The organism is Pseudomonas sp. 2, from assembly GCF_056627435.1.
This window is the reverse complement of record NZ_JBWXNG010000009.1, coordinates 255,325-269,307: the sequence shown is the minus strand read 5'-3', so window position 1 is coordinate 269,307 and position 13,983 is coordinate 255,325. Positions and strand designations below refer to the sequence as shown.

The 13,983-nt window shown below is 60.2% G+C and carries 12 protein-coding genes; 4 read left to right on the top strand and 8 right to left on the bottom strand.

Annotated elements, in window-relative coordinates:
• Positions 1-801: 801 nt before the first annotated feature.
• Positions 802-1,671, top strand: coding sequence for a glutathione-dependent disulfide-bond oxidoreductase (gene yghU, locus AC1MEK_RS17270; RefSeq protein ID WP_480397488.1), 870 nt, complete (start codon positions 802-804; stop codon positions 1,669-1,671).
• A gap of 32 nt (positions 1,672-1,703) precedes the next feature.
• Positions 1,704-2,315: a glutathione transferase GstA gene (gene gstA / locus AC1MEK_RS17265; protein ID WP_480397487.1), complete on the top strand. Its 612-nt coding sequence runs from the start codon at positions 1,704-1,706 to the stop codon at positions 2,313-2,315.
• Between the two features lie 25 nt (positions 2,316-2,340).
• On the opposite strand, the gene AC1MEK_RS17260 is transcribed toward gstA, so the two are convergent.
• The 7 genes from AC1MEK_RS17260 to AC1MEK_RS17230 all read right to left on the bottom strand — a co-directional run bounded on the left by AC1MEK_RS17260 (position 2,341) and on the right by AC1MEK_RS17230 (position 11,013).
• A complete protein-coding gene (locus AC1MEK_RS17260; protein WP_480397486.1) occupies positions 2,341-3,288 on the bottom strand; it encodes a LysR family transcriptional regulator in 948 nt (315 codons plus the stop codon).
• Positions 3,285-3,596 carry a LysR family transcriptional regulator gene (locus AC1MEK_RS17255; RefSeq protein ID WP_480397485.1) on the bottom strand — a complete coding sequence of 104 codons (312 nt, stop codon included), beginning with the start codon at positions 3,594-3,596 and terminating at the stop codon, positions 3,285-3,287. The genes AC1MEK_RS17260 and AC1MEK_RS17255 overlap by 4 nt, the downstream gene beginning before the upstream one ends.
• Positions 3,597-3,599: 3 nt before the next feature.
• Positions 3,600-3,926 carry a putative quinol monooxygenase gene (locus AC1MEK_RS17250; protein WP_480397484.1) on the bottom strand — a complete coding sequence of 109 codons (327 nt, stop codon included), beginning with the start codon at positions 3,924-3,926 and terminating at the stop codon, positions 3,600-3,602.
• Positions 3,923-5,011, bottom strand: a complete 1,089-nt coding sequence (locus AC1MEK_RS17245; protein ID WP_480397483.1) for an NADH:flavin oxidoreductase — start codon at positions 5,009-5,011, stop codon at positions 3,923-3,925. Before AC1MEK_RS17245 ends, AC1MEK_RS17250 begins: the two co-directional genes overlap by 4 nt.
• A 61-nt stretch (positions 5,012-5,072) precedes the next feature.
• Positions 5,073-6,629 carry an efflux transporter outer membrane subunit gene (locus AC1MEK_RS17240; protein WP_480397482.1) on the bottom strand — a complete coding sequence of 519 codons (1,557 nt, stop codon included), beginning with the start codon at positions 6,627-6,629 and terminating at the stop codon, positions 5,073-5,075.
• The gene (locus tag AC1MEK_RS17235) at positions 6,626-9,832 is read right to left on the bottom strand and encodes an efflux RND transporter permease subunit (RefSeq protein ID WP_480397481.1); all 3,207 of its coding nucleotides are present in this window, start codon (positions 9,830-9,832) and stop codon (positions 6,626-6,628) included. The genes AC1MEK_RS17240 and AC1MEK_RS17235 overlap by 4 nt, the downstream gene beginning before the upstream one ends.
• Entirely contained in the window at positions 9,829-11,013 is a 1,185-nt protein-coding gene (locus tag AC1MEK_RS17230) for an efflux RND transporter periplasmic adaptor subunit (RefSeq protein WP_480397480.1), read from the bottom strand. Before AC1MEK_RS17230 ends, AC1MEK_RS17235 begins: the two co-directional genes overlap by 4 nt.
• Before the next feature lie 206 nt (positions 11,014-11,219).
• Between AC1MEK_RS17230 and AC1MEK_RS17225 the strand changes: the two genes are divergently transcribed.
• Together AC1MEK_RS17225 and AC1MEK_RS17220 are read left to right on the top strand one after the other, a co-directional pair.
• On the top strand, positions 11,220-12,161 hold the full coding sequence (locus AC1MEK_RS17225) for a LysR family transcriptional regulator (RefSeq protein WP_480397479.1): 942 nt from the start codon (positions 11,220-11,222) through the stop codon (positions 12,159-12,161).
• A gap of 252 nt (positions 12,162-12,413) precedes the next feature.
• On the top strand, positions 12,414-13,007 hold the full coding sequence (locus AC1MEK_RS17220) for a hypothetical protein (protein ID WP_480397478.1): 594 nt from the start codon (positions 12,414-12,416) through the stop codon (positions 13,005-13,007).
• A gap of 205 nt (positions 13,008-13,212) precedes the next feature.
• Here the strand turns inward: AC1MEK_RS17220 and AC1MEK_RS17215 are convergent, their stop codons facing one another.
• Complete coding sequence (locus AC1MEK_RS17215) at positions 13,213-13,893, bottom strand: hypothetical protein (RefSeq protein ID WP_480397477.1); 681 nt, start codon at positions 13,891-13,893, stop codon at positions 13,213-13,215.
• Between the last annotated feature and the right edge of the window lie 90 nt (positions 13,894-13,983).

Sequence of the window (13,983 nt, the reverse complement as noted above, 5' to 3'; positions counted from 1 at the left end):
AAGAGCGGTCGGTCATGACTGGTCGCTATCGCCCAAGAGCGGACTCACCATATGGGCCCGCTTAAGGCTAATACGACGCCAACAGGCTTCGACGCTAATCAGCTTCCAGCTCCGACCCAGGCTCCATTAACGAACTGATCCAAAACCCCGGTGGGACTGGTAACTCATAATGGTGGCAGGCAACCATGACCACTGGCCAAAAACCTGACTTTATAGGCGATAGATTCTGCAAGCTTGAATCCTTACGGCATGCCTCTGCTATGGTGGCAATGAGTTGGCGTCCGCCTTTGTTCAACGGCAACCCACAAAGGGCTCGTCCATGAGAGCTGTTACTTACATAAAAATTCTCTTCTGACGCGGTGTCCGGTAGCCAAAGCTGCAAAGTACAGTCCTTCAACTCCTTCTGAGCAAGGCGGCTTAACACCTCGACTGCCTCAGTCGAACCAAGCGCATGCAACCAAGCAGCAAGCAACGGAACAATTGTGCTTCCCGCCATCGCACGATGCATGCCCATCGTCTGCTCCGGCGACGCAGGCGTTCGGGGTGTGCCGCCCTCCTTCACCGCCCAAGAGCAGACGGCTACTCAATGCTTTGTCTTCAGGTGATCTGCCATCGATCCGCGCGATCATCGGCAACGACTCCTCACCGTCATTGTTCAGCCCGCTGAACACTCATTTCGGCGCTCGCCCGTATATGGGTTTTCCGTGACTCGATAGAGTTTCCACATCCCGCCCAGCGCTGCTGAACGGTATTCGCTTTCCTTTCCTGGGCCCAGTCATACGGGCATTCATGGAGTGACTCATGACCCACAATCCGCAAGACAATCAACCCGCCGGGTATGTGCCGGATACCGTCTGGCAGCCGAAAACTGCATACGGCGGTCAGTTCGCGAGCATCAACCGTCCTGATTCGGGCGCGCGCTTCGAACAGGCGTTGCCGGTCGGCAAGCACCCGCTTCAACTGTATTCCCTAGGCACGCCCAATGGGCAGAAGGTCACGATTCTGCTGGAAGAGCTACTGGAGCTCGGCCACGCAGGAGCCGAGTATGACGCCTGGCTGATCGACATTTTCAAGGGCGATCAGTTTGGCAGCGGCTTCGTGGGCATCAACCCGAATTCGAAAATACCGGCATTGGTGGACCACTCCATGGACCCCGCGCTGCCGGTATTCGAGAGCGGTTCGATCATGGTCTACCTGGCGGAACGCTTCGGTGCATTTCTGCCCACCGAACCACGGGCGCGGTCCGAGACGTTCAACTGGCTGATGTGGCAGATGGGCACCGCGCCTTTCGTGGGCGGCGGCCTTGGTCATTTCTACGCCTACGCGCCGATCAAGATCGAGTACGCCATCGACCGCTACGCCATGGAAACCAAGCGCCAGTTGCACGTGCTGGACACGCATCTGGCGTCCCACGAGTTCCTGGCGGGCGATCAGTACACCATCGCTGACATGGCGGTGTGGCCCTGGCACCCCGGCAGCCTGTTCGGGGTGTACGGCACCCATGAATTCCTCGGGGTCGAGCAGTACACGCATCTGCTGCGTTGGTATCACGCCATTGCTGCACGCCCTGCCGTAGCCCGTGGTCGTCTGGTCAATCGTACGTCCAACGCGCCGGGCGAACACCTGCGCGAACGTCACGACGCCGCGGACTTCGCGCCTTTCTTCAAGTAACGAAGCGGTTAACCACGTAAACAGAGGTGATTATGAAGCTGTATTTTTCTCCGGGCTCCTGTGGGCTGTCGCCACAAATCGCGTTGCGCGAGGCCGGGCTGGACTTTGAGCTGGTCAAGGTGGATTTTGGCACCAAGCAAACCGCCGAAGGCGACTACCACGCTGTCACGCCGAAAGGTTACGTCCCGGCGCTGCAACTGGACAACGGCGACGTCATCACCGAAGGCGCGGTGATTCTTCAATGGATCGCCGATCAGCACCCAGAACGTCATCTGCTTCCGCCAACCGGCACACGCGAGCGCTACTCGGCAATGGAGTGGCTGAACTTCGTCGCCACCGACCTGCATAAAGGCATGGCGGTGATGTTCTCCTCGTTCATTGACGAAGCCTCGAAGAAGCGTTTCGCGGAGGGCAACCTGGCGAAAGTCTTCGCAACGATCGAGGACCACCTTTCCAGCCACGATTACGTGCTGGGTAAACAGTTTTGCCTGGCGGACGGCTATTTGTACAACGTCCTGACGTGGCCTTTGCGGGTGAACATCGACACCACCGGCTACACAGCGATCCAGGCCTTCCTGGCCAGGATGGAACAACGCCCTTGCGTACGCGCAGCGCTGACCGCAGAAGGCCTTCGCGCCGCGTAATCGGTGAATGACGAGGAGTTACCCTTCACTCCGCACCTTGCGCGGCCACCGAAGGCGGTTCCCGTCGCAAGGTGCGGGTGCGGGCGAACAACTCGGCGATCCAGTCAACGAACACCCTGACCTTGGTCGAGAGGTGGCGGTTTTCCGGATAGACCGCGTAGACCGGCAGGGGCTCGTTGACCCAGTCATCGAGCACTGCGATCAGGCGGCCGTCACGCACCCAGGGCGCCATCAGAAAGTCCGCCATCTGCACGATCCCGAGCCCGGACAATCCCGCTGCGGTGTATGCGTAGCTGTCGCTCAGTGCGATATGGCTGGACAAGGCGACCTGCACGCGCTCGACGCCTCGGGTGAAGTACCAGTCGAACATTTTGCCGGTGCGCGCCGAGAAATAATTGACGCAACGGTGCTGGGCCAAATCATTGGGGTGCAACGGACGACCATGGCGCTCGAGGTACGCAGGCGCCGCACAGGTGGCGTAGCGCATGGTCCCGACCGCACGCGCGATCAGACGCGAATCCGCCAACTGCCGCCCCCCGCGTATGGCGCAATCCACCCCCTCCTCGACCAGGTCCACGGAGCGGTCACTGCAGCCGAGCTCCAGGCTGATGTCCCGATAACGCTCGAAGAAATCCGACAATGCCGGGATGATCACCTCGCTGGCCAGCCCCGTAGGCACATCGACCCGCAAGCGACCGGACGGGCTGAGGCGGTTGCGCGAAACCGCGTCTTCGGCGTCGCGCACCTCGGCCAAAATGCGCAGGCAGCGCGCATAGAACGACGCCCCCTCGGCGGTGACGCTGACGTGCCGTGTAGTGCGATTGAGCAACTTGACCGACAACGACACCTCCAGTGACTGGATCAGGGTGGTCACGGTTGCCTTGGGCAATTTCATGTTTTCTGCCGCGCGAGTGAATCCACCGGTGTCCACAACTTGCACGAACACCTCCATCGCTAATAGTTTGTTGATCAAGTTTCCTCCTCAGCGTCGTCCATGATGATCGCTTGTACGGTCAACATCGCAGGCGCGAGTGTCTGTGCAATCCGATCGGCCTTAATGGTAGGCCGTAGTGTTCGTCCACACGGGATGAACAACGGATCGTTGAAGCGTTTTCTCAATTTGCTGAGCACGTTGCTGACCGCTGGCTGCGTGACGTTTAGGATGTGCGCAGCTTTGGACACCCCGCCTTGCTGGTAGACCATCATGAAAGTGACCAAGGCGTTGAGGTCGAATTTCTGAAACTGCTGGCCGTCAATCATCAGAGTTTGCACCGTCATCATGATTCATCTGCCCTTCTCATTCGCTGGCAGGTAACTGCTGAATCGCACACTGGTCGCGTGTTGGCTGACTAGCCAGATCAGCATGTTGAGGTCGCCTGCGGCAAAATGTGCGTACATGGCGTCCCGGTTGCTCCAGTAGCCGCTCAGCAACCAGCCCTTAGGTCTTCGGGCGCCGCGAGTCAATCCGTAAGCGATGCAATCTGGCAGCCGCTCAAACCTCTCCATGAACTCAAAAACCTGCCGTTTGAAGGTGGCTTCCCGGGCCGGCGGGACGATGATTTCAAAGATGTTGACGGCGTCGACCCGCCTGGAGAACGCCGTGTGAATCACAGGCTGCCCCGTACCACGAAACTCTGCCAGCCGCGCATGTGATTGATGAAGCGCTCGCTCAATCCACGTTGACGCAAGTAGTCCGCTGGCACCGGCAACCTTGGGCTCTCGTACGCCGGGTTTTCCAGGACTTGTAGCGGGAAATCGCGCTGCAGGATGCTGGCCCGGCCGATCAAGACGAAATCGCAGCCTTCATCCAGCAACTCGCCCGCCCGGCGCGCGGTCATGATCTTGCCGGCAGCGCCCAGGCGCACACCCGCTCGCGGCAGGCTGGTGAAAACGCTGAGCATGCTCTGGCCTTTGAACGTGCCCTCTTGAACGATCTGTGCGGAATCCCACAGTGCCAAGTCCAGGTAGTCAATCAATTCGCGCTGGAGAATATCAGCGGTGATCTCGCGCAACTCGTCCAGCAGCAAGCCGTAGCGCTCGACCGACAGGCGCCAGCCGATCTGGAAATCGGGTCCGCAGGCACGGCGGATCCCCTCGATCACTTCAATCGTCAGGCGCGCGCGATTGTCGACGCTGCCGCCGTACTGGTCCGTGCGATCGTTGTACAGCGGCGACATGAATTCCGAGAGGATCCAGCCAAAGGCGCCATGAATCGCCACCCCGTCGAAGCCCGCTTTTTCCGCACGCACGGCACCGGCGATAAAACTGTCGCGAATGCGCTCCACCTGTTCAGTGGTCAACGCTTTCACCCCCGGCACGGTGTAATCGGACGCCGGTGCCGGGATGCCACCAATCAGCGGATTAGCGCGATGCCCGGCATGGTGCAATTGCACCGCTGACAGGCCGCCGCCAGCACGGATCGCGCTCGCCATTTTGCTCAGTCCCGCCAGCTGTGCGTCGCAGTTGATGCCCAACTGCCGCTCGAAACCGATGCCGCTGGCTTCGACGTAAGTGGCGCAGGTCTGGATCAAGCCATACCCGCCCTGGGCGAGCTGTTCGATCCACTGTTGATCGAACACGCTCGCCGTGCCGTCGTGGTCGCTTTGCTGGTTGGTCAGCGGTGCCAGCATGAAGCGGTTGCGCATCGCCGGGCCGTGAAGCAGCGTCAGCGGTTTGAACAAATCTGAAACGGACATAACACTCATCTCCCATCACACAGCGTTCGAACGGACGTCAGCCGCAAGGGCTGACCTTGAGTCAGCCCCGACGCCCGTCGGGATGCACTTCAGTGGGTTGAAACGCCTGTTGTGGCGCATCGGCCTGCCAGCCGCCGCCAAGGGCGCGCACCAGATCGACCGTGGCCCGCGCTCGCGCACCCTCGGACTGGATCAGCGATTGCCGGTTACGCAGCAGCGTGCGCTGCGCATCGACCACCACCAGATAGTCCACGTCGCCTTCGTCGAAGCGCGATTTCGCCGAGTGTGCGACCCGCGACGACGCCTCTTGCGCGCCCCGTTGCTGAACGATTCGCGCGTCGAGCGTACGCAAGGACACCAACGCATCCTCGACTTCACGGAACGCCTGCAGCACGGTCTTGCGGTATTCGCCGACCCGCTCTTCATAAACGGCGCGGGCGCGGGCAACGTCAGCCTTGCGCCGCCCTCCATCGAACAGCGGCAGGTTCAACGCCGTGCCCACCAGCGGCCCCAAGAGAAAGGTGCGTTGCGACCAATGGGCCAGGTTGCCCAGGTCCGTGGACTCGTAACCCAATGCACCGGTCAGCGACAGCGACGGAAAAAATGCGGCTTTCGCCACGCCGATCCGGGCGTTCTCGGCGGCCATGGCCCGCTCGGCCGCGGCGATGTCGGGTCGACGCTCCAGCAAGGTCGAGGGCAAGCCCGGGGGCAGTTGGACGGTAATCGGCGCCACCGGCTCGCTCGCCAGCGAAAACGCAGCCGGGGTTTGGCCCAGCAATGTCGCCAAGGCATACGCGGTCAGCGCGTATTGCTGCTCCACGGCCAGTTGCTCGGCACGGGTGGAATACAGCTCTGTCTGCGCCTGATCGACCACGTAGTGGGCTACTGCACCGTTGTCGAGTCGGCGGGTCAGCAGCTTCGCGGTGTCGTCGCGCAGCGTCACGGTGTCTGCCAGCAAGCGGCGTTCACTCTCCAATTGACGCAGGCTGAAATAGGTACGGGCGACGTCGGCCTGAATCAGCAGCAACATCTGGTCAGCCAGCGCCTGCTGCTGGGCGGCATCTGCTCGCGCCGCCGTGACGCCTGCGGACACGCGGCCAAACAGATCGACCTCATACGCCACCGCGGCTTGTGCGCGCCACAGGGTTTGCGTGGTGCCGGGTTCGCCGTCGCCACGTCCATCGACAGCCCCTGACGTGCGCTGCCGAGTCGGGCCGAATCCCGCATCAACATCGGGGAAGCGCGCCGATTCACTGCGCGCAGTCAACGCCCGCGCCTGTTTGAGGCGGGCCATGGCGATGCTGACGTCCGGATTGGCTTGCAGCGCCTGGGCTTCCAGCCGTTCAAGCACCGGATCACCCAGCATCCTCCACCAGGGTGACGGTTTTTGTGTCTCTGCTGGCTGCGCGGGCTGCCAGCGTCCGGGGGTTTCCGACGCGGTCAACGGTGTGGTCGATGGCTCACCGGCTTCGACGAACTGTGTCGGCAGTTGCATGTCCGGACGATGCTCGACGGGCGCCACCGAGCACGCCGACAGCAGCGCCAGACCGACTGCAACACTGAGCAAATGCTGAGGTTTGCGCACCACTCGCCCGACAGGATGGATGAGATAAGTCATGCCAGACGCTCCGGCTGTGGTTGATCGTGATGATGAGAAACCAGCGCCGGGGCGTCGTGGTGCGCCGCGCTGTGCAACGGCTTGTAACCGCTGAGTGCACGCACCACGACGTAGAACAGCGGCGTGAGGAACAGGCCGAACAAGGTCACGCCGATCATCCCGAAGAACACCGAGATGCCCATCGCCTGACGCATTTCCGAACCGGCCCCCGAGGACATCACCAACGGAATCACGCCCATGATGAACGCCATCGACGTCATCAGGATGGGCCGCAAACGCAGGCGGCACGCCTCGATCACTGCCTGGACAGTGGACTTCCCGGCGATTTCCAGTTCGCGGGCGAACTCGACGATCAGAATGGCGTTCTTCGACGCTAGCCCCACGAGGACGATCAAGCCGATCTGGGTGAAGATGTTGTTGTCGCCCTGGGTCAGCCAGACACCCAACAACGCCGAGAAAATGCTCATCGGGATGATCAGGATGATCGCCAGCGGCAGGGTCAGGCTTTCGTACTGGGCAGCGAGTACGAAGAAGACTAACAATACACACAACGGCAGAATCCAGATGGCCGTGTTACCGGCGATGATTTGCTGATAGGTCAGATCGGTCCATTCGAAGCCCATGCCCGCTGGCAGCGTCTGTGCCGCGATGCGCTCGATCGCGGCCATTGCCTGGTCCGACGAGTAGCCGGGGGCTGGGCTGCCACTGATGTCTGCGGCGGTAAAACCGTTGTACCGCACCACCTGATCCGGGCCGTAGGTCTGGGTGACTTTCGCCAGCGAGGCCAGCGGCACCATCTGCCCTCCCACGCCGCGTACGTGCAACTGGCCGATGTCATCCGGGTGCGAGCGAAACGGCGCATCAGCCTGCATACGCACCTGATAGACACGCCCGAGGAAGTTGAAGTCATTGACGTAGTAAGAACCAAGGAATGCCTGAAGGGTATTCAGCACGGTCGGTGTATCGACGCCCAGTTGCTGCGCTTTGGCGCGGTCAATGTCGACTTTCAACTGCGGCACGTTAACCGTGTAGGTGGAGAACAGTGGCCCCAGCTCCGGCGCTTCGGCGGCTTTCTTGATGAACGCCTGGGTCGCCTGATACAGCGCCTCATAACCGGCATCGGCACGGTCTTCGATCTGCAGTTTGAAGCCGCCCAGTGTGCCAAGCCCCCAGACCGGCGGTGGAGGAAATATTCCGGTAAAGGCGTTGCCGATCTTCGAGAACTCACGGCCCAGGTCAGCAGCCACCTGATTGGCACTGATTCCCCTGCGTTTGCTGAACGGCTTGAGCAGGACGAAGCTCAGCGCGGTGCTCGAACTCTTGGTCACGGCGTTGATCGACAAGCCGCTGTAGGCCGAGGTGCCCATCACGGCAGGATGCTTGAGCGCGATTTCGTTCATGCGGGTCATCACCGCTTCGGTACGGTCCAGCGTTGCCCCCTCCGGCAGTTGCGCGAGACTGACCAGGAATTCCTTGTCTTGTGCCGGAACGAAGCCGCCCGGCACATGGCCCGTCAGCCACCAAGTGGCTGCGAGCAAACCGGCATATACGCCAAGCATCGCGCCTTTGTGGCGGACCAGTCCTGCGATGCTGCCGCCATAGCTTTGCGAAGCGCGGTCAAAGGTGCGATTGAAGCGTCCGAAAAATCGACCGAAGAGCGCGTTCGTCACACGGGTCACGGCGTCAGGTCGCGCGTCGTGACCTCGCAACAGCAGGGCCGACAACGCGGGCGACAGGGTCAGCGAGTTCACCGCCGAGATCAGCGTCGAAATGGCGATGGTGACCGCGAACTGCTTGTAGAACTCGCCGGTCAAGCCACTGAGGAACGCCAGCGGCAGGAACACTGCGGACAGGGTCAACGCAATGGCGATGATCGGCCCGCTGACTTCACGCATCGCCTGGTAGGTCGCTTCACGGGGCGTAAGCCCGCGGCCGATGTTTCGCTCGACGTTTTCCACCACCACGATGGCGTCGTCCACCACGATCCCGATGGCCACCACCAGACCGAACAACGACAGGGTGTTGATGGAGTAACCCGCCAGCAGCAGGAAAGTGAAGGTGCCGATGATCGAGATCGGCACGGCCAGCAGCGGAATGATCGAGGCCCGCCAGGTTTGCAGGAACAGGAACACCACTAGCACGACCAGCGCCACCGACTCCAACAGCGTTTCGATCACCGCATCGATGCCGTTTTGCACGGCGCGGCTAGGTTCGTAGACGACCCGGTAGATCAAATCCTGCGGGAAGTCTTTTTCCAGCTCCTGCATGACGCGATGCACTTCACGGGAAATCTGCAGCGAGTTGGCGCCCGGCGCTTCCTGCACCGTCACGGCAACGGCCGGTGCGTTGTCCAGCGTGGCCCGAATGCCGTAGTCCTCGGCACCCAGTTCGACCCGTGCGACATCGCCCAGACGGGTGATTGCACCCCGACCGTCGGACTTGATCACGATGCTCTTGAACTCATCAGGCGTCTTCAAGCGGCCATCGGCGTTGACGTTGAGCTGGAAAGCGGTGCTCGACGGGGTGGGCGCGCTGCCGATGGTGCCCACCGCCGCTTGAATATTTTGACGGCGGATAGCATCGGCCACGTCAGTGGCACTCAGGCCGCGCTCGGCCAGCGCTGCCGGGTTCAGCCACACGCGCATGGCGTATCCACCCGGCCCCCAGATCGACACCTCGCCGACACCGGCAATCCGCGCCAGACGGTCCTTCACGTGGAGAATGGCGTAGTTACTGACGTAGTTGTTGTCGTAGGTACCGTGCGGCGACACCATGTGCACGGAAATGGTGATGATCGGCGGGTTCTTGACCGCGGTGACCCCCAGGCGCTGGACGTCTTCAGGCAAGCGTGCCTGCGCCTGGGACACCCGGGTCTGCACCAGTTGCTGCGCTCGGTCAGGGTCGGTGCCCAGCTTGAACGTCACAGTCAGGTACAAATGCCCGTCGCCGCTGGCCTTGGAATCCATGTACAGCATGTCCTGCACGCCATTGATGGATTGTTCCAGTGGCGCGGCGACGGTCTCGGCGATGGTCTTGGCGTTGGCACCGGGGTATTGCGCGTGGACGATGACCGACGGCGGAATGACCTGCGGGTATTCGGAAACGGGCATGTTGAACGCCGACACGATGCCCGCCAGCAGAATCAGCGCCGAGATCACACAGGCAAAGATGGGCCTGTCGATGAAGAACTTCGAGATGTTCACGACCGACCTCCCAGGGAGGCGCTGGCCGATTCGGCCTGTCCGGCAGGCTGCGCATCCGCCGCGACCGCCGAGACCTCGGCACCCGGCGTTGCACGGAAGGCGCCGTCCACGATCACCTTCTCATTGGCTTGCACGCCGCTGCGCACCACGCGGTCTGTACCTTGCAAGGTGCCGAGCTCGATGAAACGTCGTTCGACCTTGCTCTGTGCATTGACCACCAACACGTATTTGCGGTCCTGATCGGTGCCCACCACCGCCTCGTCGATCATTACCGCCTTGTATGCGGCGCCCCCTTGCAGGCGGACACGGGCCTGGAGCCCTGAGAGCATGTCCGGCGTGACTTTTTCGAGCCGCGCGCGCACGCGTACCGTGCCGGAACGGGTGTCCATCTGGTTATCCAGCGACTCGATGACCGCGGAATACGGGAACGCCTCGTCATTGGCCAACCCCACCTTGATAACCGGCTGGCTGCCTGCGCGCAGCGACGGCGCGACGAGTCGCAGGTAACTCTGTTCGTCCACATTGAACGACGCATAGAGCTTGCCGTCGGAGACGATCCGGGTCAGTGGCAATGCGTCGCCGCCGGCCGCAACCACGTTACCGACGGTGATTTCCGCCCGGGAAATGCGGCCCGCGATGGGCGCCCGGACCTGGGTGTAGCTGAGCATCAGTTGCGCCTGGGCCAACGCGGCCTGCGCGCCTTTCAAGGCTGCCGCCGCCTCACGCGCGGCATTGTCGACGGTGTCGAAATCCCGGCGTGCGATCGAGTTCGAGTCCAGCAAGCGCTTGCCCCGTGCCTGTTCGACGTCGGCATGCCGCTGCCGCTCTTTCGCACCGGCAACGCTGGCCTGAGCCTGACGCACTTGGGTTTCGAACGGCGCAGGATCAATGGTGAACAACAGGTCATTCTGACGGACGATTTGCCCGTCCTTGAAATGGACGTTCAGCAGCGTACCCGCCACTTTCGGACGCACGTCCACTACATCGACGGCCTCAAGGCGCCCGGTAAAATCCTGGGAGTCGGCCACCCAGCGCAATTGCGCGGATTTGTATTTAACGGCGGGCAGTGGCGCCGCAGGCTCAGCCTGAGCGTCAGCGACGGGTTTCCAGAAAGCGCCGCCGGTGCCGACCGCTGCGAGCACGGCTACCGCCAACAGGTACTGTTTTTTAAAGGGGTTCATGGGAACGATTCCAGACTTGGATGCGCGCCAGTCTGAGGCTGCGGCCTAAGGTCATCTAGGCCGAAACTTGGCTATGTTTATTGCCTGAAATGGAATAACCGCCACTGATAATCGAGTCAAATCAAGCCACTCGGTTTTTTAGTGCTCGAATAAAAATCGGCTTATTGCTACAAATGCAATTAATGTCGTGAGCCGGAGCGCGCCTTTTGGACCGTATTCAATCGATGCAGATCTATGCACGAGTCGTGGAAATGCACAGTTTCACCCGCGCCGCTGAGAGCCTATCCCTGCCACCTTCGCGGGTCACCCGTTCGGTCAAAGAACTGGAGGCCTTCCTTGGCGTGTGCCTGTTGCGCAGAACAACCCGCCACATCAGTCTGACCCCGGACGGCACGCTGTATTATGACCAGTGCCGACGGCTGTTGGCGGAGATCGAAGCCGTCGAGTCGAGCTTCCCAGGATCCGCAGGTAAACCGCGTGGCCGCTTACGGGTGGACATGACGCTGTCACTGGCACGATTGGTGGTACTGCCGCGCATCAAGGATTTTCAATCACGCTTTCCTGACGTTGAACTCACCTTGACGATGGCCGATCGCACCGTCGAACTGATTCAGGAAGGCATTGATTGCGTCATCCGCGCCGGCACGCCCGACGACTCGCCCACCCTGGTGGCCAAGCGTATCGGCAGTTTTGACTGGATTGTCTGTGCGTCTCCCGCGTACCTTGCGCAGTACGGCACACCGAAAACCCTCGAAGACCTCGCCGATCACCATGCCGTCGGCTACCTGTCGAGTCGAACGGCGCGCTCTCTGGAATGGAATTTCGTGATGGACGGCGAAGAGCGCTGCATCCGCATGCCGGAACAACTCATCGTCAACGACACGGATGCTTATGTCGCCTGCGCCCTCGAAGGCCTAGGCCTGATTCGGGCAGGGAGTTACATGGTGCGCCACCACCTCGACAGCGGACAGCTCCAGCAAGTGCTGGTCGACTGTCCTGCTCCAGCGGTCCCTCTATCGGTGCTGTACCCCAAGAATCGCCATCTGTCCCCCACTGTCCGTGCCTTTGTCGATTGGGTAGGTGACGTCGTGCGCGACGCTGAGGAAGGCTGGAAAATCAAACTTAAAACAAATGATGAGACGAAATAGGCGGCAGCCCCTCGCTACTGCACGCGCTTGACGATTGATAGCACAGCACGTTTAGCTTCTGTATTGATCGTTCGGTTTGGGGCGTCGACGCATCATGCTCTCGGACGCAACGTGCTCTCCAAATCCAGCCTTTAACATCGCTTCTCTGACGAAAAAGAACAAATCGCCGAAGAAGTGCTGAAGTACCTATGTGAGTTGTTGAGCACTCATATTTTTAACTTGTTGAGGAGCGACCATCCTCCACAGATAAAAATGCAGTTGTTCGCCACCGCCATGGAGAACATGTACCAGAATGGCGCCCAATCTTGCCTGCTAAACATGCTCTCTCCCTCTCGTGGACAGTCTAGTCCGCGTGCAAGTGCGATCGCTGCCACCTTCCAGCAATTGCGTGGCGAACCCGCTAACGTCGTCCGGGAAGCGGGCTCATCCGATCAAGAGGCGCTAGATAAGGCCGAGCGCGCATTGATCGAAATTCATGGCGCCCTTGTCGTGACACGCGGCATGTCTGACCTGGATGTCTTCGGCCGCATGATCAAGCGTTTGCCCAGAATCATCGTCCAAGCCTGCCCTCATGAAGGGTTGCTCCCCACCTCCTCAGCAACGAGCGCCTATGGTCAGTTTCGCCCGCTGAAATGCAATTGCCATAAAAGAGGGTTCTCCTCATCAACCGGACTTGGCTTCTACAACTATGTGCAACACCCTCTTGCTTACGCCTTTGTCCTAGCCATGAACGGCAACCAACAGGCGGCTGAGGAAGAGTTCCAGCGTTACAGCTCGCGGACGGCCGAGCCGGTCAGGCAAAAACTTCACACATTGCTTACAGCGGTCGGGCAGGTGCGCGTCTAAATTGTGACGCGCCTGCCGTAATGCCGCACTCACTTCTCCAGATGCTTGGCGTGGCAGTCTGCTTTGGGTCGATTGCAGCCGCTGGCGACAATGCGGTCAAGGTGAGCAAGAAGAAGTACCGATATGTGGAGTTAGTTCCTGTGAAGTCGATGCAACAGTCAATTCCCGTTGAGAGCCATACCCTCGACCTGTCCAACGTTCTCAGTTATGGCTCGAAGCGCAACTCCTCTTCCTGAGTTTCGATTCTGAGCAATCCTTCCTTGGGGACTTCAAAGGTGTGGAAAGAGACGCTGGCTTTATCAACGCGGGATCGTTTGAGCAGAAAAATCATGTCGTCTGACTCGGCGATCTGGCAGGCCTGTATCCGATCCAGGTTCTTGTAGACCAGAGTCCGTTCACTGCATTTTGCAGCAGTGTTCAGCGCTGCTTTTCTACCCACCCCTGAGGGGAATTGCATTGTCAGGTACCAAGAGCCGGCCAGAAAAATGGCAAGTGCAAAAATACCCGCCATGATTTTCAGTGAGCTGCGCAGCTCGCGAGCTCGATCAGCAATCCGGGCCATCCATGACGGCATGCTCTGAGGAGCCTGTACCTTCCCAGGGCGCTCGAGCAAGGCCAGCATGACCGCAATGAAGAGTGCCGCAGCTATCCCGACTATGCAGGCCGCTATCCACGAGACGATGCTTGCACCGCCATACACTGCGTACTTTTGAGCTCCAAAATTCAGTCGGTCAAACGACACGTTGAGGGTCAGGTAATACTTCTCAAGGTGTACATAGCCGCTCATGGTGAAGGCGCCGAGCATGCCAGCGATGACCAGAGCGGCCTCAATGCGTAGAAATTTCCTATACCCTGACAAAGCATTTGCTGCTGCTTCGTCGTTCATCTTATCTGTCACTACTTAACTCCAAACATATTCCTTGCTTGCGCCCCTAGAGAGCGCTTATCACGAGCTTCAATGCTACCTTACGTTGAT

Bases quoted from the DNA above. Each gene is read 5' to 3' on its own strand.
- AC1MEK_RS17230 (WP_480397480.1), bottom strand. From the start codon at position 11,013: ATGAACCCCTTTAAAAAACAGTACCTGTTGGCGGTAGCCGTGCTCGCA.
- gstA (WP_480397487.1), top strand. From the start codon at position 1,704: ATGAAGCTGTATTTTTCTCCGGGCTCCTGTGGGCTGTCGCCACAAATC.
- AC1MEK_RS17220 (WP_480397478.1), top strand. From the start codon at position 12,414: ATGCAGTTGTTCGCCACCGCCATGGAGAACATGTACCAGAATGGCGCC.
- yghU (WP_480397488.1), top strand. From the start codon at position 802: ATGACCCACAATCCGCAAGACAATCAACCCGCCGGGTATGTGCCGGAT.
- AC1MEK_RS17245 (WP_480397483.1), bottom strand. From the start codon at position 5,011: ATGTCCGTTTCAGATTTGTTCAAACCGCTGACGCTGCTTCACGGCCCG.
- AC1MEK_RS17215 (WP_480397477.1), bottom strand. From the start codon at position 13,893: ATGAACGACGAAGCAGCAGCAAATGCTTTGTCAGGGTATAGGAAATTT.
- AC1MEK_RS17255 (WP_480397485.1), bottom strand. From the start codon at position 3,596: ATGATGACGGTGCAAACTCTGATGATTGACGGCCAGCAGTTTCAGAAA.
- AC1MEK_RS17240 (WP_480397482.1), bottom strand. From the start codon at position 6,629: ATGACTTATCTCATCCATCCTGTCGGGCGAGTGGTGCGCAAACCTCAG.